At 34.2% G+C, this 22,487-nt stretch carries 24 protein-coding genes; all 24 read left to right on the top strand.

All coding sequences use genetic code 11. From position 1 onward, the window contains the following. The first annotated feature begins 75 nt into the window (after window positions 1–75). The 24 genes from IPN70_00585 to rfbB all read left to right on the top strand — a co-directional run bounded on the left by IPN70_00585 (window position 76) and on the right by rfbB (window position 22,447). Window positions 76–2,376 (top strand): AAA family ATPase, encoded by a 2,301-nt coding sequence (locus tag IPN70_00585; protein QQS61420.1) that lies wholly within the window; start codon window positions 76–78, stop codon window positions 2,374–2,376. Between the two features lie 11 nt (window positions 2,377–2,387). Continuing rightward, window positions 2,388–3,005: a hypothetical protein gene (locus IPN70_00580; protein ID QQS61419.1), complete on the top strand. Its 618-nt coding sequence runs from the start codon at window positions 2,388–2,390 to the stop codon at window positions 3,003–3,005. A gap of 64 nt (window positions 3,006–3,069) precedes the next feature. Further along, on the top strand, window positions 3,070–4,224 hold the full coding sequence (locus IPN70_00575) for a glycosyltransferase family 4 protein (protein QQS61418.1): 1,155 nt from the start codon (window positions 3,070–3,072) through the stop codon (window positions 4,222–4,224). Between the two features lie 655 nt (window positions 4,225–4,879). Next, on the top strand, window positions 4,880–5,098 hold the full coding sequence (gene infA / locus IPN70_00570; protein ID QQS61417.1) for a translation initiation factor IF-1: 219 nt from the start codon (window positions 4,880–4,882) through the stop codon (window positions 5,096–5,098). A 12-nt stretch (window positions 5,099–5,110) separates the two neighbouring features. Further along, window positions 5,111–5,224: a 50S ribosomal protein L36 gene (gene rpmJ, locus IPN70_00565; GenBank protein ID QQS61416.1), complete on the top strand. Its 114-nt coding sequence runs from the start codon at window positions 5,111–5,113 to the stop codon at window positions 5,222–5,224. 41 nt (window positions 5,225–5,265) lie between these two features. Continuing rightward, window positions 5,266–5,655, top strand: coding sequence for a 30S ribosomal protein S13 (gene rpsM, locus IPN70_00560; GenBank protein QQS61415.1), 390 nt, complete (start codon window positions 5,266–5,268; stop codon window positions 5,653–5,655). Between the two features lie 51 nt (window positions 5,656–5,706). Then, complete coding sequence (gene rpsK, locus IPN70_00555; protein QQS61414.1) at window positions 5,707–6,207, top strand: 30S ribosomal protein S11; 501 nt, start codon at window positions 5,707–5,709, stop codon at window positions 6,205–6,207. A gap of 59 nt (window positions 6,208–6,266) precedes the next feature. Next, window positions 6,267–6,902, top strand: a complete 636-nt coding sequence (rpsD, locus tag IPN70_00550) for a 30S ribosomal protein S4 (protein ID QQS61413.1) — start codon at window positions 6,267–6,269, stop codon at window positions 6,900–6,902. Between the two features lie 39 nt (window positions 6,903–6,941). Next, complete coding sequence (rpoA, locus tag IPN70_00545; protein ID QQS61412.1) at window positions 6,942–7,640, top strand: DNA-directed RNA polymerase subunit alpha; 699 nt, start codon at window positions 6,942–6,944, stop codon at window positions 7,638–7,640. Window positions 7,641–7,668: 28 nt separating this feature from the next. Next, window positions 7,669–8,037, top strand: a complete 369-nt coding sequence (rplQ, locus tag IPN70_00540) for a 50S ribosomal protein L17 (protein ID QQS61411.1) — start codon at window positions 7,669–7,671, stop codon at window positions 8,035–8,037. 14 nt (window positions 8,038–8,051) lie between these two features. Then, window positions 8,052–8,450 (top strand): 50S ribosomal protein L13, encoded by a 399-nt coding sequence (rplM, locus tag IPN70_00535; protein QQS61410.1) that lies wholly within the window; start codon window positions 8,052–8,054, stop codon window positions 8,448–8,450. A 15-nt stretch (window positions 8,451–8,465) separates the two neighbouring features. After that, window positions 8,466–8,927 (top strand): 30S ribosomal protein S9, encoded by a 462-nt coding sequence (gene rpsI, locus IPN70_00530; GenBank protein QQS61409.1) that lies wholly within the window; start codon window positions 8,466–8,468, stop codon window positions 8,925–8,927. A gap of 297 nt (window positions 8,928–9,224) precedes the next feature. Continuing rightward, window positions 9,225–9,554 carry a hypothetical protein gene (locus IPN70_00525; protein QQS61408.1) on the top strand — a complete coding sequence of 110 codons (330 nt, stop codon included), beginning with the start codon at window positions 9,225–9,227 and terminating at the stop codon, window positions 9,552–9,554. A gap of 149 nt (window positions 9,555–9,703) precedes the next feature. Continuing rightward, window positions 9,704–10,471, top strand: coding sequence for a histidine phosphatase family protein (locus tag IPN70_00520; GenBank protein QQS61407.1), 768 nt, complete (start codon window positions 9,704–9,706; stop codon window positions 10,469–10,471). A 220-nt stretch (window positions 10,472–10,691) separates the two neighbouring features. Beyond that, entirely contained in the window at window positions 10,692–11,264 is a 573-nt protein-coding gene (locus IPN70_00515; GenBank protein ID QQS61406.1) for an HD domain-containing protein, read from the top strand. Between the two features lie 86 nt (window positions 11,265–11,350). Continuing rightward, a complete protein-coding gene (locus IPN70_00510) occupies window positions 11,351–12,289 on the top strand; it encodes a methyltransferase domain-containing protein (GenBank protein ID QQS61405.1) in 939 nt (312 codons plus the stop codon). 38 nt (window positions 12,290–12,327) lie between these two features. Then, window positions 12,328–12,903 (top strand): hypothetical protein, encoded by a 576-nt coding sequence (locus IPN70_00505; GenBank protein QQS61404.1) that lies wholly within the window; start codon window positions 12,328–12,330, stop codon window positions 12,901–12,903. 542 nt (window positions 12,904–13,445) lie between these two features. Then, window positions 13,446–16,040: an SBBP repeat-containing protein gene (locus IPN70_00500; GenBank protein ID QQS61403.1), complete on the top strand. Its 2,595-nt coding sequence runs from the start codon at window positions 13,446–13,448 to the stop codon at window positions 16,038–16,040. 132 nt (window positions 16,041–16,172) lie between these two features. Beyond that, window positions 16,173–17,129 (top strand): right-handed parallel beta-helix repeat-containing protein, encoded by a 957-nt coding sequence (locus IPN70_00495; protein ID QQS61402.1) that lies wholly within the window; start codon window positions 16,173–16,175, stop codon window positions 17,127–17,129. A gap of 60 nt (window positions 17,130–17,189) precedes the next feature. After that, window positions 17,190–18,383: a glycosyltransferase gene (locus tag IPN70_00490; GenBank protein ID QQS61401.1), complete on the top strand. Its 1,194-nt coding sequence runs from the start codon at window positions 17,190–17,192 to the stop codon at window positions 18,381–18,383. A 4-nt stretch (window positions 18,384–18,387) separates the two neighbouring features. After that, window positions 18,388–19,416 carry a hypothetical protein gene (locus IPN70_00485; GenBank protein QQS61400.1) on the top strand — a complete coding sequence of 343 codons (1,029 nt, stop codon included), beginning with the start codon at window positions 18,388–18,390 and terminating at the stop codon, window positions 19,414–19,416. Window positions 19,417–19,463: 47 nt separating this feature from the next. Then, window positions 19,464–20,837 (top strand): DUF4012 domain-containing protein, encoded by a 1,374-nt coding sequence (locus IPN70_00480; GenBank protein ID QQS61399.1) that lies wholly within the window; start codon window positions 19,464–19,466, stop codon window positions 20,835–20,837. Window positions 20,838–20,930: 93 nt separating this feature from the next. Then, complete coding sequence (gene rfbC / locus IPN70_00475; GenBank protein QQS61398.1) at window positions 20,931–21,485, top strand: dTDP-4-dehydrorhamnose 3,5-epimerase; 555 nt, start codon at window positions 20,931–20,933, stop codon at window positions 21,483–21,485. Then, window positions 21,482–22,447, top strand: coding sequence for a dTDP-glucose 4,6-dehydratase (rfbB, locus tag IPN70_00470; GenBank protein QQS61397.1), 966 nt, complete (start codon window positions 21,482–21,484; stop codon window positions 22,445–22,447). The genes rfbC and rfbB overlap by 4 nt, the downstream gene beginning before the upstream one ends. Window positions 22,448–22,487 lie beyond the last annotated feature (40 nt).

Raw genomic sequence — 22,487 nt, 5'->3', positions numbered from 1 at the left:
GAAATGAAGTATTATTGTCGGAGAGGTGCGGAATGTGTTACTTTTGTTTGAAATGAAAAGATCACTCTCAGATATATGTATTTACAAAAAATAATTTTAAATGGTTTTAAATCTTTTGCTACTAAAACAGAGCTCTTTTTTTGTGTTTTACAAAAAGATCGAGATCCTGATCGTATTGGTGTGACAGCTATTGTGGGTCCGAATGGTTCTGGAAAATCAAATATTGTAGATGCTCTTCGCTGGGTTATGGGTGAACAATCTACAAAAAGTCTTCGTGCAAAAAAATCCCATGATGTTATCTTCTCTGGTTCGAAAAAGAGATCAATGATGAGCTCTGGAACAGTAACTCTTGTCTTTGATAATTCAGACAAAAAGATGGATGTTGATTATCAGGATGTTTTGGTAACAAGAAAGATTTATAAAAGCGGAGAAGGAGAATATCTTATAAATGGAACGCAAGTTAGACTTTTAGATGTTATTGACCTTTTTGCTTCTATCGGTATTGGAAAAGAAAGTCAATGCGTTCTTAACCAAGGGATGTCTGATGCAATATTATCAGCTTCATCGATGGAGCGAAGAAGTATTTTAGAAGAAGCTGCTGGTGTGAAACCTTATCAAATAAAACGGGACCGTTCGATAAAAAGACTTATAACAACAAGAGAAAATCTTCTTATAACAGGGAAGCTTATTGAAGAAATAGAACCGAGATTGCGTATTTTGAAACGTCAATCAAAACGTGCTGAACAAAGAAGAGAAATTGAAGATCAACTTCGTATTATCCAATCATCCTATTATAGAGTTTTGTGGAAAAGATTTTCTTGTGAATATGAAGAATTTCAATCTATACTTTTAATTTTAGAAAAGGAGGAGAATGTATTGGAACAAAAATTACAAAAATATATTTCTCAACAAAGTTCGGTTTCAAACAAAATGCAAGAAACTTCTCAGAGTAATTTACTTCAAAAAAAGATCGCATTATTAAGAAGAGAAATTTCCGAATTTGAAAGAAAGAGATCTCAATGTCAGGGAATGATCGATGTTGAAAAAGAAAGAAAGAATCATCAGAGAATTTTTGATGTCATTCCTGTGGATCTTCCTTTTGTGAGGAAGCGACTTTTGAGTCTCAAAAAATCTTTTCAAGAAATGAATATAATCTTTGGAAGAGAAAAAAAAGTTTCTTTGGAAGAGAGAAAAAAGTTTCTTGATAATTTTCTTGAAGAAATAGATTCTCTTTATGAAGATTGTGCTCAATCAACGGTTCGAATTGGAAGAGAAAAAGAAATTTTAGAAAAAGAAAGGAAATTTTTTGAGGAAAAGATTCAAAAAGGAGAAGAACAGGTTCAAGAATTTTCTAGAGAAATTCTTAAAAAAGAAAAAGAAATTCTTAAAAAAGAAAAAGAAATTCTTCTTTTGGAGGCAGATACGAAAAATGCAAGTACTCTTTATTTTTCCCTCGAAAAAGAAATAGTTAATATTCGGGAGAATCTTTATCAAGTAAGAAAATCTTTTAACGAGAAAAAAATTGCTTTTACTCGATGTGAAATCAGAAAAGAAGATTTAGAAAGGGAAATTCAATCAGAACTGGGTCGAGATCCAAAATCGCTCGCTCTTGAAATTGGGGAAGATATACAGGCGAATGATGAAACATTTCGCTTTATAGAGAGACTTAAATCTCAATTAGCTATGATAGGGGGTATAGATCCTATGATTGCACAGGAATACTCAGAAACTAATGAACGATATTCTTTTCTTGTTCGTGAACATAATGATCTTGAGCAAGCTGTTATTTCTTTGGAAAAAGTAATACGTGAAATGAATATTCGAATAGAGAAAGATTTTTCAGAAGCTTTTGAGAAAATAAATCAAGAATTTGGAAAATATTTTACATTAATGTTTGATGGTGGTACGGCAAGTTTGGAAAAGGTAAAAGAATTCTCTGAAGATCAAGAAGAGGAAGAGGATAAATTCTATGATGAATATGATGAAGTTTTGATAAATGAAAGAAAATATGCAAAGTGGGGTGTCGATATCATTGTAAAACCTCCTAAGAAAAAAATAGATCAATTGGGCGTTCTTTCTGGGGGAGAGAGATCTTTAGTTTCTTTGGCTCTTCTTTTTGCAATTATTTCTTATAATCCACCACCCTTTGTCTTTCTTGATGAAGTTGAGGCTTCTTTGGATGAAACGAACTCAAAGCGTTTTGGAAATTTATTAAGAACTCTTTCGTCGCGAACTCAGTTTATTGTTATTACTCACAATCGAGAAACTATGCAAAAAGCGGATGTTCTTTATGGAGTTACTATGGAGGATGGTGTTTCACAAATCCTTTCAGTTCGACTCGATCAAATGAAAAAAGATGGAAATTTTATAAAGTAAAGGAATATTGTATGGAACTGAAAGAATTTATTGCTAAATTAAAAAAATATCATTTTATGTTTTTTTTGATAGTAGCTTCCACAGTGGGGATAGTTGTACTTTTCCTTCTTTTGCAACCAGTTCGATACACAACCGTTCTTTCTCTTCATGTGGGTAGAGTTCATAATGAAACTCAGGCGGAAGAATATCACTATGATGACTTTTATAGGCTTCAAGCGGATGAGCGTTTTGCTGACACGCTCGTTCGTTGGCTTGCTTCACCAAGTATTGTTGCTGATATTTATTCTGGAATTGGTAGAAGTGTTGTTATGCCAGCGGAATATGAATTGCCAAAGATTTTTTCAGCAAAGCGTCTTTCTTCTCAATACATAGAAGTTCGATATACTACCGCAACAGAGAAGATAGCCCAAGATCTTGCAACTTCTTTAGAGAAAGTTCTTAATGAGAGAACGGCAAATCTAAATATTGACGAGTCTAAAAAAAATATTACATGGTTTCGAGTTGTTGTAGAAAAGCCGATAACATACCCTTATCATATACCATGGACTCGAGTACTTTTGGGAGCGTTGGCTGTGGGAATTGTTTTTGGGTTGTGGGGTGTTGGTATCCGAACTCATTTTGAAAGTTAGATTTTTTCAAGACAGTATTTCTAGAAAAGAGATTTATAGCCGTATGATAATAAGAGCATAGAATATGAAAATCGGAATTGATGCGCGGTGTTTTACTGGAGGAAGGTGTACAGGAGTTGAAGAATATGCTCGAAATGTGATAACAAGACTCGTGGAATCATCACCCGAGCACACATTTGTTCTTTTTTTTAATGCTTTTTTTCAAAATATCCCAGATTTTTCATGGGTAGAAAAATATAAAAATGTTACCATTTGTCGAAAAAAAATACCCAATAAAATCCTTAATTTTTGTCTTTGGTATTTTCGAAGACCGTATTTAGATATTTTCATGGGTGGGGTAGATATTTTTTTTGCTCCAAATTTAGGATTTATTTCAGTTTCACCAAAATGCCGTTTCGTTTTGACTGTTCATGATGTTTCTTTTGATATTTATCCTCAAACCTTTTCTTTAAAACGAAGACTGTGGCATATTTTTGTAAATCCACGACAGCTCTTTTTCCGAGCCAATAATTTAATCGCGGTTTCTCACTCAACGAAAAATGATATTATTCGTTTTTATGGAATAAAAGAAGAAAAGATAGATGTTATTCATAGTGGAATTTCCAATAACTATGGCATCATGAATCGAAATGACTTGGATCTATTGACTTTTAAGGATAAATTAAAACTTCCTTATCGTTTTATTCTTTACATGGGGACATTTGAACCGAGGAAAAATATAAAAGCTATTGTTCGGGGATATACCGCATATAGAAGATCACGTGTAAAAATAAAAAAAGACATTCCCGTACAACTTATTCTTGCAGGCTCTTCGGGATGGAGAGAAGAGGAGATGCTAAAAGAAATTGAGGATAGTCCATACAAAAAAGATATTCGACGCATAGGTTTTATTTGTGAAGATGATAAGAAAAAACTTTATAATTTAGCAACTGTATTTCTTTATCCTTCTTTGTACGAAGGTTTTGGTTTTCCGGTAGTAGAGGCAATGAAATGTGGTGTTCCAGTTATCACATCATCTTCCTCATCTCTTGGAGAGATTGCAAGAGAAGGTGCTCTCTATGTAGACCCCTTTCGACCTGAAGAAATCTCTTTAGCATTAAATGAGATATTGGAAGATAAGGTATTGCGAGAAGAAATCATATTGAGAGCCAAGAAAGTTTCTATGAAATATTCTTGGAGGAAATGTGCTCAAGAAGTAAAATTAGTATTGACAAAATAGTAAAAATAATGTATTTATTGAATAAGTTCTTTGAATGGGTTAAAGAGCTTTAAAAAAGGAGAAAAAAATTGAAGAAGAGAGGAAATGAAAAAGCAAAGCTCAAATCTTTGCAGAGGAAACTTTGTTATTTCCTTGGTGGCTCTGGCTGTAAGGTCCGAGAGCGTCAGGGCTGGCATAGTGGAGCCCCTGATTGCGAGGAAGCGTGTTATCTAGGAGTCGTAAAGTTAAGGGAAGAGAATAAGATTAAATAATAGACAAAGTCTATATCTAAAGTCTATATCTATAGACGGAGAGTATCTTTATCTAAAGAGCATTGTTGAATTTTTTAATAATGCTCTTTTTTCTTTTTTTATCCATCTTTGTATTGTTATAAAACACTTTCTTTTTCGAATATAACTTATCGAAATTGGTAATACTCTTTTTCATAGTTAATGGTGTCACCTCATAGTATACCAAGTGTTACCTATTCCTGTTAACTCTGTAGGTCTTGACAAAACTTTTTGTACGGTCTAAGGTGTACATACGCTTTGAATATATGCGCTGAAGTGCCTATTTTTTTTAAAAAAAGCGAGTTCAGATTCATCGGAGAAAAAAATTCGATGAAACACACACGGTTTCATTTTTTGTTATTGAAGAATCAATTTTTTACCACCCTATGGGAGAAAAAAAAGACGTTATCGTCTTAGAAGGTACTGTTTTAGAGACATTACCGAGTACGACGTTTCGTGTAAAACTCGAAAATGATCATGAGGTTCTCGCTCATATTTCAGGAAAAATGAGAGTGCATTACATTAGATTATTGCCAGGTGACAAAGTTCTTATAGAACTGAGTCCATATGACCTCTCTAAAGGAAGAATTACTAGACGATTGTAATGATTATTATATATGAAGGTTCGCGCATCTGTGAAAAAAATATGTGATCGTTGTAAAGTTGTTCGAAGACGCGGACGTGTTTATGTTATTTGCATAACTCCAAAGCATAAGCAAAGACAAGGTTAAGAATTTTAAAGAATAAAGGATAATCTTACTTAATAAACTATATGGCTCGTATTGCTGGAGTAACTTTGCCGGATAAAAAGAGAGTGGAAATTTCTCTTACCTATGTATATGGAATAGGTCTTCCAACAAGTCAGAAAATTTTAGCTGAACTTGGTATAAATCCCGACACAAGAATGAAAGATGTTTCAGAAGAGGATGTGAATCGACTTAGAGATGTTGTAGAAAAACAACATCGTGTAGAGGGTGATTTGCGTCATGAAATAAAGATGAATATTCGTCGTTTGAAAGAAATCGGATCATATCGAGGTATGCGCCATTCAAAAGGGCTTCCTGTTCGGGGACAAAGAACGAAGACGAATACAAGAACAGTTAGGGGTAATGTCCGAAGAACAATGGGTAGTGGTCGAAGATCAGCGTCTGAAAAGACATAAAAGATTTTAAATTCCAAGTGCCCGATATATTTTTGTAATTGATATGTTTTTATGACCGAAGAGAAGAATAAAACGAGCGAAAAAGAAGCTTTGAAAGAAGAAGTTTCAGAAGTGAAAGCTGTTGAGAAGGAATCCGTTATTGATTCTGTTTCGAATACTGTTTCTGCAACAACTCCTCTTTCCAAAAAGCAAAGAGGAAAGCGTCAAGTTTTACGCGGACAAGCTCACATCCAATGTACATACAATAATACTATGGTTATGTTGAGTGATGCTCAGGGGGGTGTTCTTTCTTGGTCAAGTAGTGGGCTTTTGGGCTTTAAAGGGGCAAAGAAATCTACGCCTTATGCAGCTACCCAAGTAGTAGCAGATGTGACTGAAAAAGTTCGAAAGCATCAGTTGAAGGAAATAGAAGTTTTTGTGAAAGGTGTCGGGAGTGGACGAGAATCTGCTATACGATCTTTGGCAAATAATGGATTCGAAATTCTTTCTATTAAAGATATTACACCAATAGCTCACAATGGTTGTCGACCTAGACGACCTCGTCGAGTATAATGAGAAATAGTGTTTCCTGAAAAGTGTGAGAATTATATAATCGTGAATTCCTAGAGTATATGGCGAGAGAACTTAATTCCAAATGTGTATTGTGTCGACGAGCAGGAGAGAAACTCTTTTTGAAAGGAGATCGTTGTCTTACTCCAAAATGTGCAATGGTAAGACGTCCATATGCTCCAGGTATGCATGGACAAGCGAGAGGAAAGGCTCCAAGTGAATTTGGGCGTCAACTTGCAATGAAGCAAAAGATTAAACGAGCTTATGGTGTTCTAGAGGCTCAGTTTCGAAGACATTTTGCTGAAGTTCAAGGAAAAGAAGGTATTACTGGTGATTTACTTTTACAGCGTTTGGAAGAACGTTTTGATAATGTTGTATATCGTCTCGGATTTTCTACTTCTCGAGCACAAGCTCGTCAGCTTGTTAGTCATGGTTTTTTTCTCCTTAATGGGAAAAAGACAGATATTCCTTCTTGTAGAATAAAAGTAGGTGATACGATTGCTATAAGAAAAGAAAATGTTGAGAAAAAATACCTTACTCTTTTGAAGGAAGCTCGAAAAACTCGTCAGAATGATACACCCGGATGGTTGGTTTTTGATGAATCGAAATGGGAAGGAATTGTTCTTGCTCAGCCAACTCGTGATCATATTGAAGGTGATTTCAATCCTCAATTAGTTGTTGAATTTTATTCTAAGTAAATATAATTTTTTCGCGTAATTTTCTAAAATGCCATTACCATGAAATACGCCATTCTCCCACCTCAGAAAGTAGAGTACCATGAAGATGATCAATTCCGCGGATCCGTGGAAATAGTCGGGTGTTATCCTGGCTACGGATCAACATTAGGAAACGCTCTTCGACGAGTGCTTCTTTCTTCTCTTGAGGGGGCCGCAGCAGTTTCTATAAAAATCTCAGGAGTTCAACATGAATTCTCGACTATCGAACATGTTCGTGAAGATATTATACAAATTCTTCTCAATATGAAACGAGTTCGTTTTCAAGTACTCGGAGAAGAAAGTGTAAAAGTTTCTGTTAAAGTAAAAGGTGAAAAGGTTGTTACAGCCGGTGATATAAAAGTAACCTCTGATATAAAGGTAGTGAATCCTGACCAGGTAATCGCTACACTTACAGACAAAAAAGCTCAGTTCGAAATGGAAATAGAAGTTCGTAAAGGACTTGGCTATGTTCCTGTAGAACAGCAAGATCGTCCTGAAAAAGAAATTGGAGTTATTGCTATTGATGCTATTTTTACTCCAGTAAAGCGTGTAAATTTTACGGTCGATAACGTTCGCGTCGGAAAGAGAACGGATTATGAAAGAGTTCGATTAGATATTGAAACCGACGGTGTGATGACTCCCAAAGAGGCATTTGATCGCTCAGTAGAAATACTCGTTGAACAATTCCAATCATTGATTTCACCTAAAGAAGAAAAATAGTTCTAAAAGAATTATTTGAGAAACAGTTATGAAACATCGTAGTCAAGGAAGAAAATTCGGAAGAGTTCGTTCGCAGAGGCGAGCACTTTTAAAGACTCTCATGGGAAGTCTTATTCAGCGTGAACGTATTGTAACGACAGAGGCAAAAGCTAAAGAAATAAAGGCTCGAATTGATCGTGTGGTTACTATTGCTAAGAAAATTTCTGATCCGGAAAGAAAAGTTGCTATATTGCGTCTTTTGGCAAGTCGTCTTCCTAAGATGGCGGTAGAAAAATTTGCTGATGATGATTTTCGTAAACGATTTGAAATAAGAACTAGTGGTTTTACTCGTGTAACTAAACTCCCTGCCAGAAAAAGTGATAGCGCTAAGATGGCAGTGGTAGAATTTGTTGATTGATTTTTTGTGAACGTATGAAGCAAATCACCCGGAAATATCATTTATTTGATGCTAAAGACGAGGTTCTTGGTCGTCTTGCAACTAAAGTCGCTCAGATTTTAATTGGAAAGCATCACCCCTCATTCACTCCACATATTGATGGAGGAGATTTTGTAGTTGTTACTAATGTGGAAAATATTCAAGTAACAGGAGGAAAAGAAACAAAAAAAATGTACCATCATTATTCTGGATATCCTGGAGGACTTACTTCGCTTCGATATGAAGAAGTAAAAGACCGTGATCCTAAAAGAATTTTTGAAAAAGCGGTTTTAGGAATGCTTCCCAAAAATAAGCTTCAACAGAATCGTATGAATCGACTTTTTCTCTATATTGGAGAAGAACATGCTCATACTATCCACATTACTCATGAATAAAGAGTTTTAATGTATATGACAACAACAATGACACAACAAACTACGAAAGATGATCAAGAAAAGAAGGTAATAGTGAAAAAATATTATCCTGGAATTGGTCGTCGAAAAACTTCTGTAGCTCAAGTAAGAGTTTACGATGAAAAAGTTAAGGATGAAGAATCTTCACTTATCGTCAACGGAGTTGATTTTGAAGAATATTTTAGTAATCTTGATTTTAAAAAACAAGCCAAGAGACCTCTCGAATTTACTGGATTTATGGGAAAGGTTCGAGTAACTTGCGTTGTTCGTGGTGGTGGTATGCGAGGTCAGGCAGAAGCTGTTCGATTAGGAGTGGCTCGTGCTTTAGTGAATATGGATGCTGGTCTTAAACCCACACTTAAATCTGCTGGTATGATTACGAGAAATGCTCGTAAGGTTGAACGAAAGAAACCAGGACTTAAAAAAGCTCGACGAGCACCACAATGGAGCAAACGTTAAGCATTTATTTTCTTTGAGAATCGTTTTTTAAAGGCCCCGTTTATACGGGACCTTTTCGTTTTTTACGAGATATTTTTAGTATTCAACTTATAATTAATTGTTGAAATTACTCGAATTGTCGTTGACAAATTCTAGAATTTGTGCTTTTTTAGATAAAAAGTTTTAAAATATATCGAGAATTTAGCACAGGAAATTTTATATTTGTATTGAATTTCGTGTGCCGAATTTTTGGCAGGCTTTCCCGCAATGCTTTTTCTGCGAGAAAAAACATTCATCCTCTAGGTTGAGGAAAAAGAAATGCATCTGCAATTACAGCCGGGTACAATAGTCATGTACAGTAGTTTATTGTGCATGATAGCAAAAAAATCCTTTTCTACTAAGCAAAAAGGGGGAGAGGAATATTGGGCTTATCAATTAGCCCCAACGAAGAAGTCTCCTTCTTTTAAAAACACCATTCAGGACTCTGAGTGGATAAAAGAACTAGACTTGGTTCTTATAGAAGCTTTCGGAACAGAAGAATTTGAAGTTGTTCCGAATGAATTTTTACATTTTCCCATTGAGGTTTTAGATGGGGAAGAAATTCAGGGTATGGTTTACCCTGAAATTTTGGAGAGAATCTCGGTGTAAAGAATAAAGGAGAGAAGATAGAACATATCTTTTCTCCTTTTTAATGTATAAGATTTTAGAGTCTTAATAGATTTAATCCTTGATTTAACATAAAAAAAGAAGTAGCCTAAAGATATTGTTCTTTGAGAAGAAAAGAGAAGGTTTTCTAAATGAATTTACCCGCAACGATAACTCTTATTAGACACGATGTGTCTGTATATAATCAGCTTCGGAAGCAAAAGGAGAAAGACCCTCTTTATAAGAAGTTCTTAAAAAAATACAGAAAAAATCCAGAGAGTTATAAAACTCAGTTTTTAGCAAAAGAGGTTGCTAAAAAATTTCCTTTAGAAATCAATGATAAGGATATTCCCTTGGTGGACTCAGAGAGTCCAACATCGGAAATTGTGGGGAAAAATCTTTCTAAGGAGCTCTGTCTTCCTGATGTTATTTTCGTTTCCCCCTATCTTAGGACTCAGGAAACACTTTTTGGTTTAATTCGAGGTTGGGAACAGCTTCAATTTGTGCCAACTATTAACGAATATCGAATTCGAGAAAAGGAGCATGGTCTTAAGACTCTTTATAATGATAAAGAGATTTATTACGCACTTCATCCTGAACAAAGGAGATTATGTGAGTATAAAGGAACATATCAGTATCAATATCCAGGAGGAGAGAGTACCAGAGATACTTTTAAAAGAATACGAGATTGGCTTATTCTTATTATGGAGGAATATACTGACCAGAATATACTTATAATAGGACATCAAATCACTTTATTGTCTATAATGGCATTTCTCGAAAAAAAAGAGCCTGAAAAATTTTTCTGCAATAATCGGAAATTTTTTCCAATTAATTGTGGGGTAACTCTTTTCAGGAGAGTAACTGATACTAAAAAAACATATTTAAAGAGAGAATATTATAATAGAAAATTCTATTAAATATGCCTCGAGAGCTTTTATAAGCAGATGGTTATAAAAAATAACTATACCTTCTGCTTTTTTATTTGAAAAAAAGTTTGCTTGAGAAGGGGGAGAAATAGAGAATTTATAAATTTGTTTTAAGAAAAAAATAATTGGAAGGTTTTGCTTTTAGGCTGTATTATGATAAAAGGGCTTATTGAAGAATAGGGATAGGATAATAAAAAATAGAGAGATATATATGATTTATACAATGAATATTCAAAAAGCCATTCGATTTGCACTTAAAACGCATGAAGTTTACCAGAAACAACGACGAAAAGGGAAAGATATACCTTATATTATTCATCCATTAACAGTAGGGTTTTTACTTTCTCAAGCGCAAGCTCGAGAGGAAGTTGTTATTGCTGGAATACTTCACGATACCATAGAAGATAGTCCTGATTATAAAAAAGTTAATAAGGATTTAATTGCTGAACGATTCGGAGAAGAAGTTGCTTTCTTAGTATATAGTGTAACAGAAAATGATAGAAATCTTTCTTGGGATGAAAGAAAAAAAGAAGCACTTGAACATATTCAAACATTTTCAAAAGATTCTCTTCTAGTTAAATCTGCTGATGTTATCGCAAATGTTTCTGAGCTTTTGGCTGATATTTTTAAAGATGGCGATGTTGTTTTTGAACGATTCAGTGTTTCTAAAGAAAAAACACTTAATCATATGAGAAAAACAATAGCTAGTTTACTTCTTCAGTGGAAAGAAAATCCTTTTTTTGAGGATCTTCTTTTTCTTCAAAAAAAGTTAGAAGATTTATAAAAGAGAGAATGTATTCTTATTAAAAAACAAAGAAAGGCTATTTTATAATAAGTCTGGAGTCATTAAATAAAAAATAGTGCATATATATGAAAGAATTTTTCTCTCCAAATAACATTGAAAAAGAAAAAGAGATTTCTTATGAGGCTTTTCCTCAGAATATACGACCTGAAGATATTACAGATATAACAGGGCTTTCAGATCGAGAATCTATAGAAAAAATAGCTGAAATTTTGAAAAAAAGTTTTGGAGAAATTGCTCTTGAATATCAAATGATGCGGGATAATAGTAATTTATTTGGAAAGCCTCCACAAATAAGTGGGTATATCGAGAATGAAAAGGTTATTTTTAGCTCAACATTCGGTGCTGCAGAGCCGACATACTTTGAACTTTTGGGACAAGAAGAAATACAAAGAATTCAATCTTTGGATCAGCCAAAATTTCTCCTTGTAGGATCCTATGGGAAATATAGCGCTCAGGAATTTTATGATTTTGCTAAAAAATTAAATCTTCAATCGGATATTTTTGTTATTGATATTGATGTAAAAAATATTTCGCACTATAAGAAGGCTCAAAAAGAGAAAGATATTAATTTTAGTATTGCTGATGGAGGAGAAATTCCTTTCGACAAAGAGTCTTTTGATGTTATTTGTACAAATAATTTATTCCATTTTATGGTGGGTGAGCTAAAAGATGCGGATAAAGTTAATGAAAAAATTCATGATTTTTTGGAAAATTTATATCCTATTTTGGAAAAGAAAGGCTTACTCCTTCTTAATGAAATATGGCCTGGGAATAAAATTTCTGGAGTAAAAAGTGGCTTGGAAATTCGTACCCTATTTTCTGAAATTTTACGAAAATCTTCCTTTGATTCAGATTCAAAAATAAAATACATACCTGAATATACGTATGTACTACGATCAGACATTGCTTCTGCTCAAATACGAGAAGATGCTACAATAGATTATAATAATACCAAAGTACTAAAGAACGATAATAGACTCTCCGTACGAATCACAAATTTTTGATGAAGAGCGTATCAAAAAAGAATAGAGAAGAAAAAATTATGGATGGTATGCGTATCGGTATACAAGGGGATAAAGGAAGTACAAATGAAAGGGCTTGTTTTTTCTTTGCTACAAAATACGGGTGGAAAAATAGTAATATTCAATATCTTATTACAACCGAAAATGTTTTGAAATCACTAGAAAGGGGAGATATTCAATACGGAACATTTGCTTGGAAATCATCTCGCTCTGGATTTGTCGCAGAAACTCAAAAAGCTATACAAAAATATTCTTTTGAAAAAGTAGATGAACAAGATTTTCAACTTGATCACGCACTTCTTTCCCATTCTGTAATTGATATAAAGAGGCCTGTAATTTTTTATTCACATCCCCAGGCTCTTAAAGAACATAAGATTGCTCTTCAAAATATGTTTTCTCAGTGCGTTTTCCGAGAAGCTTCTGATACAGCTCTTGCTGCAAAAAATCTTCGTGATGGAAAATATGAAAAAAATTCATTGGTGATTGCTCCTTTGGTTTGTGCGACACTTTATGATCTTGATATTTTCTCTTCCAATCTTCCTTCCAATGTTGGATATATGACAACTATCTATTTGGTGAAGAAAAGAACGATGTAGTCTTCTGGGAATGAGAAGAGTAGATTTTTATAAAATAAAAAAACCATTTCTTTTTGAAATGGTGAGGGTGTCGGCGAATAGCTATTCGCCGACAGCTGTTTCGTTAGGGACATTTGCTCGTGGGAGTTCTTATTCCAGCAAGTATGAAGGAAAGAACTACCACTATTACAAGTGGGACCCATATCTCATAAAGAGGAGTCCTAAGAATCTCTGTTTGTTTGAATGATGCTAGATAGACTAGTACCGCAAACAGGATTATTCCGCTTCCGAGAAAGATGTTTTTTATGATGCAATGCATGGGAATTCTCCTTGTCTTAAAAAAGAATTACCCATCCTCTCTTGGTACTGAATAAAGAATAGAAGGTGAGAAAAATTATGTCAATTACTTTTTTATAGATTATACACAGTATATGAAAAAGAAATATCCTCCTCTTTTTAGAAATAGTCTTTTGTTTTAGAATTTTTTTATGCAATTTCTTTGTTCTCTTTTATGAATATGATAGAATAGGAGAAAGTAAAAAAATAGAATGAAATAAAAAAATATGAGAATTTTTTCTTATAAAAAATCACATCTTCTCCCCACACTTTTCGGAATATTCTTTGTTTTCTTTTTTCTTTCACAGTATGCTCAGGCAGCAACGGTCACACATGAGTGGTCAAAGCGGTTGGGAGGAGCAGGGAGCGATACTGGTTATTACATAGCTATAGGTTCCTCAGGAAATATGTATGTTGCAGAATATATTACTGGAGACGCTGACTTAAATGGCGATGGAGACTTTACTGATCCCTATGAATCAGGAATAGGATTCGGAGGAACTGATGCTTTTTTCTCCGTTTTTTCCTCAGACGGAACATATCTCTGGTCAAAGCGTCTTGGAGGAACGGGAACTGATAATGGTTCGAGTATAACTCTTGATTCCTCAGGAAATCTTTATGTAGCAGGATCCGTAACGGGCATAGCTGATCTTAATGGTGACGGAGATATTCTTGATGTTAATGAAACTGGCGGAGTTCCGTATGGGGGGCAAGATGCCTTTATTTCTGCCTTTACTTCTTCTGGAGAATATCTTTGGTCTAAACGTTTGGGAGGGGTAGAACAAGATACTGGTCGAGGCAGTTCTGTGGATTTTTCTGGAGGTATCTATATTTCAGGACAAACGAGGGGTACAGCTGATTTTAATGGCGATGGTGATACTAATGATTTCAATGAAACTGTCGTAGCTCCGTATGGAGAGCCGGATGCCTTTCTTTCCGCCTTTACATCAGATGGTACACATCTTTGGTCTAAACGTTTAGGAGGATTAGAGACAGACACTAATTATAAAGTAATAACTGATTTTTTTGGAAATCTTTACGTAACAGGATTTATAACTGGTGATGCTGATCTTAATGGTGACGGAGATATTCTTGATGTTAATGAAACTGGCGGAGTTCCGTATGGGGGGCAAGATGCCTTTATTTCTGCCTTTACTTCTTCTGGAGAATATCTTTGGTCTAAACGTTTAGGAGGGGGGAGCTTCGATTACATTTGGAATATTAGTAGTAGAGATACTTCCAGAAATATTTATATAGCAGGATCCGTAACGGGCATAGCTGATCTTAATGGTGACGGAGATATTCTTGATGTTAATGAAACTGGCGGAGTTCCGTATGGGGGGCAAGATGCCTTTATTTCTGCCTTTACTTCTTCTGGAGAATATCTCTGGTCTAGACGTTTGGGAGGGGTAGGAAATGATTTTGTTTATAGTAGTATTAGTAATTCTTCTGGAAATATTTACATAACGGGTCGCATAACCGACATAGCTGATTTAAACGGTGATGGAGATTTTACCGATCCCTATGAATCAGGGGTGGGTTTTGGAGGATCCGACATTTTCCTCTCCGCCTTCTCTTACGACACCACTCCTCCCTCCCTCTCCCTCACTCCCATCTCCACTCCCACCCCAGACTCCACACCAACTCTTACCGGAACAGCAACTGATCTCCTTAGTACCATCCAATCCGTAGAATTCCAACTCAACTCTACCTCCGGATCTTGGACTCCCTGCACCCCAGATGATGGAACTTTTAACAGTGCATCAGAATCTTTCTCTTGCACAACTCCTGAACTCACAGATGGAACCTATACCATATACACACGATCTACTGACTCCAATACCAATACCACAAAAGAAGGAGAAGAATCTTCTTTCACCTTCACCATAGACCTCACCTATCCCTCCCTCACTCTTAACCCTCTCCCTCCTCTTACCAATGATTCCACTCTTATTCTTACCGGAACAACAAAAGATACTGATGGAACTATCCAAAACGTAGAGTATCAACTCGACTCTCTCTCAGGATCATGGACTCCATGCACCTCAAACGATTCTCTCTTTGAAGAACAAGAAGAATCATTCACCTGCACCCTCACCAATCTCTCTGATGGAAACCACATCATATACATACGATCAACAGACAATGTAGGAAATAGTACAAGCATACAAACATCTCCTTCAGAAGATACTACTATAGATACAAAAGAACCTACCCTCGAACCAAAATCTCAAATCACTCTCGAACTCAAAGGAACAAAGAAAACAAACATAGAAGAAGGAGAAACCTTCTATACACAAAAAGAACGTCCCAAACTTAAAGGAAGGAATGAAGAAGCAAAGAATGGAACTGTCGTTGTGTATCAAAGAACCTATCTTGGAGCAAAAAGAAAAATAGCTACTGCACGTATAGATAAAGATGGGAATTGGGAATACTCTCTCCCAAAAAAAGAAAATGATTCAAGACACTATGCTATCAAACTTATAGATGAAGCAGGAAATGAATCTGACATCTCACAATGGTTTAAAGTAATCTATGATAGAAAAGCTCCAACCTTCAAAACAGAACTTCCAAAAACACAAAACGTAACAAGAGGAACAAGAATAGACTTTCCTGCAAAAGATAACTTCTCTGGTATAGACTCCTATCAAGTAAAACTCACTCCCTATCATAAAGAATGGAAAAAGATACCAAACAAAAAAGATTCTTTCTTCATCATCCCTGAATCTGTTTCAAATGGAATCTACACCCTTACTCTCAAAGTAACAGATAAAGCAGGGAATCGTCTTACTCATAGTATGACGGTTACGGTGGGGGATTAGGAGGGGAGGGAAAAAAAGGTGCGTTAAACTTAACTTGATTTTGCAATAACGCAGGTCTTGACATTTTTCGTTTTATCTGCTATCTTCGAACGTTATTACTTTGATATTTTGTAATTAATTGTGTTTTTATTTATGAATTATTTTTCAAATAAGAAAACGTCTTTTGGTGTGGGTGTTTTTGCCTTTATGGCAATAGTTTTAGCGATTCCTTTTTTAGCAATCGGTGATTCTTATAAAGAGCTCTATGTTGATAAAAATGCTTCTGGAACAGAAAATGGTTCCAAGAATCATCCCTTCAAAACAATTTCTCAAGCAATTGAGCAAGTAAAAGATAATGATGGTACGAAAATATACGTAGCTAAGGGGAAATATGAAGAAAATATAAATATTCCTGAAGATGCTCAAATTATTGGAGCAGGATCTTCCGAAACTACAATTAAGGCGGATGACGATGATGATACTGTTGTCTATATGGAACATGGAACCAAACTTTCTGGTGTTACTGTAGAAAATGGAAAACAAGGAATTATTGTAAAGAAAAAATCTCGAGCTGAAATCTCTAATGTTATTGTTCAAAATAACGATAAAGAAGGAATACTTGTTTTGGGTGCAGACTCAAAAGATGAAAGATATGAAGTAACTATTTCAAAAAGTATTATTCGAAATAATGAATGGTCTGGACTTTATGTTCAAGAAGATCGAAAAATTGTTCTTATAAAAAGTTCTTTTTCTAAGAATGATGGGAATGGTATGGCCCTTTCTAAATCTGTAGAATTGTGGGCAGAAGATAGTTCTTTTGAAGAAAATGAAAAAAGTGGAGTTCTTGCTGTATTAGATAATTCTGATATTTCTCTTATTGATTGTGATATTAATGAAAACAATAGAGAAGGTTTAGAGTTAAATGCTTATGGCTCGAAGGGATATGCCAATATAGATAATGTTAATTTTGAAGAAAATAATCGTTACGGATTTGCAAGGATTTCGAGAAATTCAGGTATAGAAAAAGCTTGGAAGAATGTGACGGAAAAAAATAATACGTATAAAAGTAATGAATTTGGCGGATTATCTTCGATCTTGAAGATTTTCTAAAGAAACTTTTTCAATAAAGATAGTGTAAAGTTCTTGTAGCTATATTTTTTTCCTGAACATATGAAGATTGTTTTTCTTGAATCGACTTCCCAAAAGATGGTTACACAACCATCTTTTGTTCATACAATTTTTTTTCAAAAATTATTGGATGATAATCATAAAGTAATTTGTCTCGTTGATTCTATACATCGAGAGAAATTTCTTTTGAATGAATTTTCAAAAAAAGGATCTTCTTTTTCTGTTAAATGTTTTCCACAATCCAATTCTTTCTTTAAAAATAAACTCATTTCATGTAAAAGATTCCTTTTTTTATTTTCTGTGAAAGCGGATATTGTAGATGTCTGTAATGATCAATTCATATTAGGATCTCTTTTACTTCATATTTTTCGACCATCTCTTGTGATTATTCGAAGAGTCAATCAAAGTTTTCTTTTTAAAAAGAAAACTTTTACGATGAAAAAGCTTTATCAAATGGCACTTTCTTCTAGCTATGGGATAATTGCAGATAGTGAAAGAAGCATTCGCTATGTGAGAAAAATATCACAAGCAAAGAGTATTTTGCTTCCAAAAGGAAAGTCATATGAAATTTCTGAAACTAGAATAAAAGAATTTTTTGAAAAGAAGAAGAATATCGGATTAAAGCAAAAGTCTTATATAGTATGTGTTTCAGATTTTGCTTCTCATCCGGATGGCCTTCATAGCCTTCTTCGATCCTTTGAAAAATTATATGCAACAAATAGAATTGCTAATAATACCTCGCTGGTTGTTGTGACGGAATCTTTATCTCAAGAACAAAAGACAGCTGCTGAAATTTTATCCCTTACACAACCTCTTCTTCTGTTTTTTGAAGATGGAAAAGACAGGGACGTTCTTTTATCCCAATCAATTGCTTGCGTTGTTGAAAAATGTGATTCTGATTTTTTCTTTGGTTCCGTTGAAGATGCTGCTGGTTTTGGTATCCCAATTGTTTTTTTGACAGAAAAGACTCCTTCTAGTTTTCGAGGAATGGCATTGCCCTATGAGGGAGATATGGCACTTTTTGAAAAACTCGCTTATGTCTTGAATGTTCCCAAAAATACGATTGCAACATTTCTGACACAATCAAAATTGCGTATTCATCGTAAATTTGGTTTTGGGCGCATTGCAAAAAGAACAATTTCTCTTTATAACGAAACTTTAATTTTGGCAAAAAAAATGAAAAAGAATAAGGCTACTCAGCAAGTTTCTTACTCAAAAAGTGTTCGTCAATTATAAATATATGAAAACTTTTTTTTCTTTTCTTCTTTTTGTTTTTATATTCAGTCTTTCCTCTTTTATTTGGAAGTCGACCTTTTTTCGATATGAAGGAACTATAGTATTTCTTTTTATTCCTCAATCTTTGAGTGATTTGGATAATACTGAGAAGATTGTTGAAAATCTTTCTGTCTTTTCACAAACTAAAAATTTTATTTCTTCCGTAACAAAAAAATATCCTCAACTTAAGGAACTTATTGAAATGAATGAGCAGGATGATGAATATCCTTTGAAAAAATGGGAACAAAGAATTCATACACAAACATATGCTCATACATTGCGAATTTCTTCTTATGGGAAAGATGAATTTGAAACAAGACAGCTTTTGTATGGAGTTGCTAATACCTTTCTTTCAGAAAGTGGTAAATATTATGATACTCAAGATCGTTTTGCTCTTCATATTTTGGAACCTCCCTATATTTATGATAAAGGATTTTTCTTTGGTTTTTGGATGAGTATTTTTTTGGCTTCCCTTATGGTTTTTTTGAGCTCTTTTCTTTCTAAAGAAAAATTCTTATTCTCTCGACGAAAAAATCTTGTATGGGAGTCTTTTGAAGCGAATAAAGATAAAAGTAATATTCCTCAAAAAGAGGAACTTTCTTGGAAAAACTTTTGGAAGAAAAAGGAAATGCCAAGCTCTTTAGAGGCTTTTCATTTTTTGGATCAAACAAAAAAATATATTTTACAACAACGAGAAGATGTTAAAAAAGAAGAAGAAACTTTTTTGAAAGAAGAAACCCCCTCACTGGAAAAATCTCAAAAGAAAATTGATTTAAATGAAGACTTCCCTAAAATAATTTCTCCAGAAGGACATGTTCCAATAAATCTTCCCATTGCTGATGATGATGTTCTCGAAGAAGAATCTTTGAAAAAAGAGTTATTAGAATTAGATGCTCATGCGATGATGTCTTTGAATGAGAGAGAAGAAAAAGAACCTTCAAATGAAGAATATAAACGAAGACTTAATGATCTTCTCCGGGGAAAAATGATATAAATTTTTGTGCATAATTTTATTGTATTTATCTTTCTAATTGTATATATATGTCGAAAAAATATTCTTTAAGGTTCTGGATTATATTTTGGACGGTTTCGGTTATTTTTCTTTTTTGTTGGTATTTTTTCTTGGAAGTAAAAAATAATGGTTTTGGTATGATTTCTCGAACAGCGGAATTTCTTCCCTTGTCTGAAGAATTTAAGGGGGACATTGAAGCTGTTGTTTCCTTGGCGGATCTTCTTATGGTGGATGATGATGTTGAAAGAACGTACCTTCTCCTTTTTCAAAACTACTGGGAACTTCGACCAGGAGGGGGTTTTATTGGCTCTTTCGGTGTTTTAAAAGTGAAGAATGGTTTTGTAAAAGATATTTCCGTTCATGATACAGCGAATTTTGATGGAAGAATACCCTCGATAATTTCACCCCCTTTTCCAATGAAAGAGACTTTGGGAGTGGATTCTTGGAAACTTCGAGATTCTAATTATTCTCCTGATTTTCCAACAAATGCAGAGAATGCTCTTATGTTCTATGAGATGGGAAAGGGAGAAGAGAAATTTAATGGTGTTATTGGTATAACAACAGATGTTCTTTTGAGCGCTCTTGAAATTACTGGTCCAGTAGAAATAGAGGGCTTTCCTGGGAGATATGGAACGGAAAATGCTATTGAATTATTACAGTATCAAGTGGAAAAGGGATTTGTGGACCAGGGCATAAAAAGAGGCGATCGAAAAGTTATGCTTAATGATCTCGCTAAAGCTGTTTTGGCACAATTAGGAGATTTAGATATTTCTAAGAAAATTCGATTGGCAAGAGTGATTCTTGATGATTTATATAGCAAAGATATTCAACTTTATTTTAAAGATAGTTATTTGAATAAAATAATTCAAGAACGATCATGGGGCGGTATTACAGATTCTTCGTGGAAGAATGATTATCTCTTATTGGTAGATGCTAATTTAGGAGCTTTAAAAAGTGATAGACTTATAGAAAGAAAAGTTTCATATTCCCTGGATTTTACAAAGGAAAGACCTCGTGCTGTTCTTTCGATAACATATACGCACAATGGAAAAACAAAAGATTGGAAAACGGGTGACTACCAATCATATCTCCGTATCTATGTTCCAGAAGGGAGTTGGCTTGAATCAACTCAGGGACTTGTTAAAGATGTTCAGTATGGAAATGAATTTGGGAAAAAATATTTCGGAACACTTGTGCAAGTTCCTTTAAATTCTTCGAAAACTTTTACGTTCGAATATACTCTTCCGAGTTTCTTGGATGGAGAATTTTATAATCTCAAAATTCAAAAACAAGCAGGTCTTAAGAAAGTCCCTTACGCAATAGAAATTATGGATTCAACTGGAAAGAAAGAATTTCATGAAATAATTTTGGATAGAGATATTACTCTTAATGAAAGCAAATAATATTTTTTCTTGGTGCGCTAAAAGGACTCATTCTCTTCTTTAGAATGAGTCCTTTTTCTTTTTTGCTTTTTGGGGTATTCTTGAGAAATGAATATGGGGAAAAAAGAAATATTTATTAAAGGTCTTTTGGTATTCACTCCTGATATCTATAAAGATGAAAGGGGTTTCTTTTTTGAGTCTTTTAACTCGTATCGCTATCAAGAAGAAATAGGTATCCATTTTTCTTTTGTTCAAGATAATGTTTCACAATCGAATCGGGGAGTTATTCGGGGTCTTCATTTTCAGAAAAAGCCCCACGAACAAGGGAAATTGGTAAGCGTTCTTTTTGGTCGAGTTTGGGATGTTGCTGTGGATATTCGACCAAAATCTGAAACGTTTGGAAAATGGTTTGGCTTGGAGCTTTCAGGAGAAAATCATAAACAATTTTGGATTCCACCTGGTTTCGCTCATGGTTTTATAGCATTGGAGGATAATACAATTTTTTCTTATAAATGTACTGATGTGTATAGTCCGGAATGCGAAGGAAGTCTTCTTTGGAATGACCCAACAATTGCTATTTCTTGGCCTATGGAAAAGAATGCAGTTATTATTTCTAAAAAAGATGCAGTAAGTATGACATTTAAGGAATTTCAAAGAAAAATACTATGAAATTATTTGTAACTGGTGGGTGTGGTTTTATTGGATCAAATTTTATTCATTACATTCTTGAAAAATATCCTCAAGATGAAGTTATAAATTATGATCTTTTGACGTATGCTGGAAATCCTGAAAATCTTAAAAATTGGAAGGAAGATTCTCGATATTCTTTTATTCATGGAGATATTTGTGATAAAGAGAAACTTATACTTTCAATGAAAAATGCTCATGTGGATGTGATTGTTCATTTCGCAGCAGAATCTCATGTGGACCGTTCTATTACAGATGCAACTTCTTTTGTAAAAACAAATGTATTAGGAACACAGACACTTCTTGAAGTTGCTCGAATATTGGGTATTCCTCGTTTTCATCATGTGTCTACTGATGAAGTTTTTGGAGCATTACATCTTGAGGAGAAAGCTTTTGATGAAAAAACTCCCTATAATCCAAGAAGTCCTTATTCAGCATCAAAGGCTGGATCGGATCATTTTGTGAGAGCTTATTTTGAGACATATGGATTACCTGTCACACTCTCAAATTGTTCTAATAATTACGGACCATTTCATTATCCAGAAAAACTTATTCCCTTGGCTATTACAAACGTTTTAAATGGAAAAAAAATTCCTCTTTATGGAGAAGGAAATCAAATTCGTGATTGGCTTTATGTGAAAGATCATTGTCGTGCCATTAATGTTATTATACGGAAAGGTTTGATTGGTGAAACGTATTGTATCGGAGGAGGAAATCAACCTACAAATAAAGAAATTATTTTGCTTTTATTAAATATTTTGGGCTTTGATGAAGAAATGATTGAATATGTATCTGATCGTCCTGGACATGATTTTCGCTATGATATGAATTATGAAAAAATAAAAAAAGATTTACAATGGGAGCCTTCCATTTCTCTCGAAGAAGGTTTGAGAGAAACCGTAAGGTGGTATAAAGAAAATGTTTCTTGGTGGAAGAATGTTTAAAAATGTGAATATACATAAATAGGGACTTTTAGAAAAATAT

Source organism: Candidatus Moraniibacteriota bacterium (genome assembly GCA_016699795.1).
In the GTDB taxonomy this organism is placed as follows: domain Bacteria; phylum Patescibacteriota; class Minisyncoccia; order Moranbacterales.
This window is presented reverse-complemented; position numbering and strand designations above follow the sequence as displayed.

What these genes read in the sequence shown, in the direction of transcription:
- IPN70_00585 (QQS61420.1), top strand. Translation starts at nt 76, where the DNA reads ATGTATTTACAAAAAATAATTTTAAATGGTTTTAAATCTTTTGCTACT.
- IPN70_00580 (QQS61419.1), top strand. Translation starts at nt 2,388, where the DNA reads ATGGAACTGAAAGAATTTATTGCTAAATTAAAAAAATATCATTTTATG.
- IPN70_00575 (QQS61418.1), top strand. Translation starts at nt 3,070, where the DNA reads ATGAAAATCGGAATTGATGCGCGGTGTTTTACTGGAGGAAGGTGTACA.
- infA (QQS61417.1), top strand. Translation starts at nt 4,880, where the DNA reads ATGGGAGAAAAAAAAGACGTTATCGTCTTAGAAGGTACTGTTTTAGAG.
- rpmJ (QQS61416.1), top strand. Translation starts at nt 5,111, where the DNA reads ATGAAGGTTCGCGCATCTGTGAAAAAAATATGTGATCGTTGTAAAGTT.
- rpsM (QQS61415.1), top strand. Translation starts at nt 5,266, where the DNA reads ATGGCTCGTATTGCTGGAGTAACTTTGCCGGATAAAAAGAGAGTGGAA.
- rpsK (QQS61414.1), top strand. Translation starts at nt 5,707, where the DNA reads ATGACCGAAGAGAAGAATAAAACGAGCGAAAAAGAAGCTTTGAAAGAA.
- rpsD (QQS61413.1), top strand. Translation starts at nt 6,267, where the DNA reads ATGGCGAGAGAACTTAATTCCAAATGTGTATTGTGTCGACGAGCAGGA.
- rpoA (QQS61412.1), top strand. Translation starts at nt 6,942, where the DNA reads ATGAAATACGCCATTCTCCCACCTCAGAAAGTAGAGTACCATGAAGAT.
- rplQ (QQS61411.1), top strand. Translation starts at nt 7,669, where the DNA reads ATGAAACATCGTAGTCAAGGAAGAAAATTCGGAAGAGTTCGTTCGCAG.
- rplM (QQS61410.1), top strand. Translation starts at nt 8,052, where the DNA reads ATGAAGCAAATCACCCGGAAATATCATTTATTTGATGCTAAAGACGAG.
- rpsI (QQS61409.1), top strand. Translation starts at nt 8,466, where the DNA reads ATGACAACAACAATGACACAACAAACTACGAAAGATGATCAAGAAAAG.
- IPN70_00525 (QQS61408.1), top strand. Translation starts at nt 9,225, where the DNA reads ATGCATCTGCAATTACAGCCGGGTACAATAGTCATGTACAGTAGTTTA.
- IPN70_00520 (QQS61407.1), top strand. Translation starts at nt 9,704, where the DNA reads ATGAATTTACCCGCAACGATAACTCTTATTAGACACGATGTGTCTGTA.
- IPN70_00515 (QQS61406.1), top strand. Translation starts at nt 10,692, where the DNA reads ATGATTTATACAATGAATATTCAAAAAGCCATTCGATTTGCACTTAAA.
- IPN70_00510 (QQS61405.1), top strand. Translation starts at nt 11,351, where the DNA reads ATGAAAGAATTTTTCTCTCCAAATAACATTGAAAAAGAAAAAGAGATT.
- IPN70_00505 (QQS61404.1), top strand. Translation starts at nt 12,328, where the DNA reads ATGGATGGTATGCGTATCGGTATACAAGGGGATAAAGGAAGTACAAAT.
- IPN70_00500 (QQS61403.1), top strand. Translation starts at nt 13,446, where the DNA reads ATGAGAATTTTTTCTTATAAAAAATCACATCTTCTCCCCACACTTTTC.
- IPN70_00495 (QQS61402.1), top strand. Translation starts at nt 16,173, where the DNA reads ATGAATTATTTTTCAAATAAGAAAACGTCTTTTGGTGTGGGTGTTTTT.
- IPN70_00490 (QQS61401.1), top strand. Translation starts at nt 17,190, where the DNA reads ATGAAGATTGTTTTTCTTGAATCGACTTCCCAAAAGATGGTTACACAA.
- IPN70_00485 (QQS61400.1), top strand. Translation starts at nt 18,388, where the DNA reads ATGAAAACTTTTTTTTCTTTTCTTCTTTTTGTTTTTATATTCAGTCTT.
- IPN70_00480 (QQS61399.1), top strand. Translation starts at nt 19,464, where the DNA reads ATGTCGAAAAAATATTCTTTAAGGTTCTGGATTATATTTTGGACGGTT.
- rfbC (QQS61398.1), top strand. Translation starts at nt 20,931, where the DNA reads ATGGGGAAAAAAGAAATATTTATTAAAGGTCTTTTGGTATTCACTCCT.
- rfbB (QQS61397.1), top strand. Translation starts at nt 21,482, where the DNA reads ATGAAATTATTTGTAACTGGTGGGTGTGGTTTTATTGGATCAAATTTT.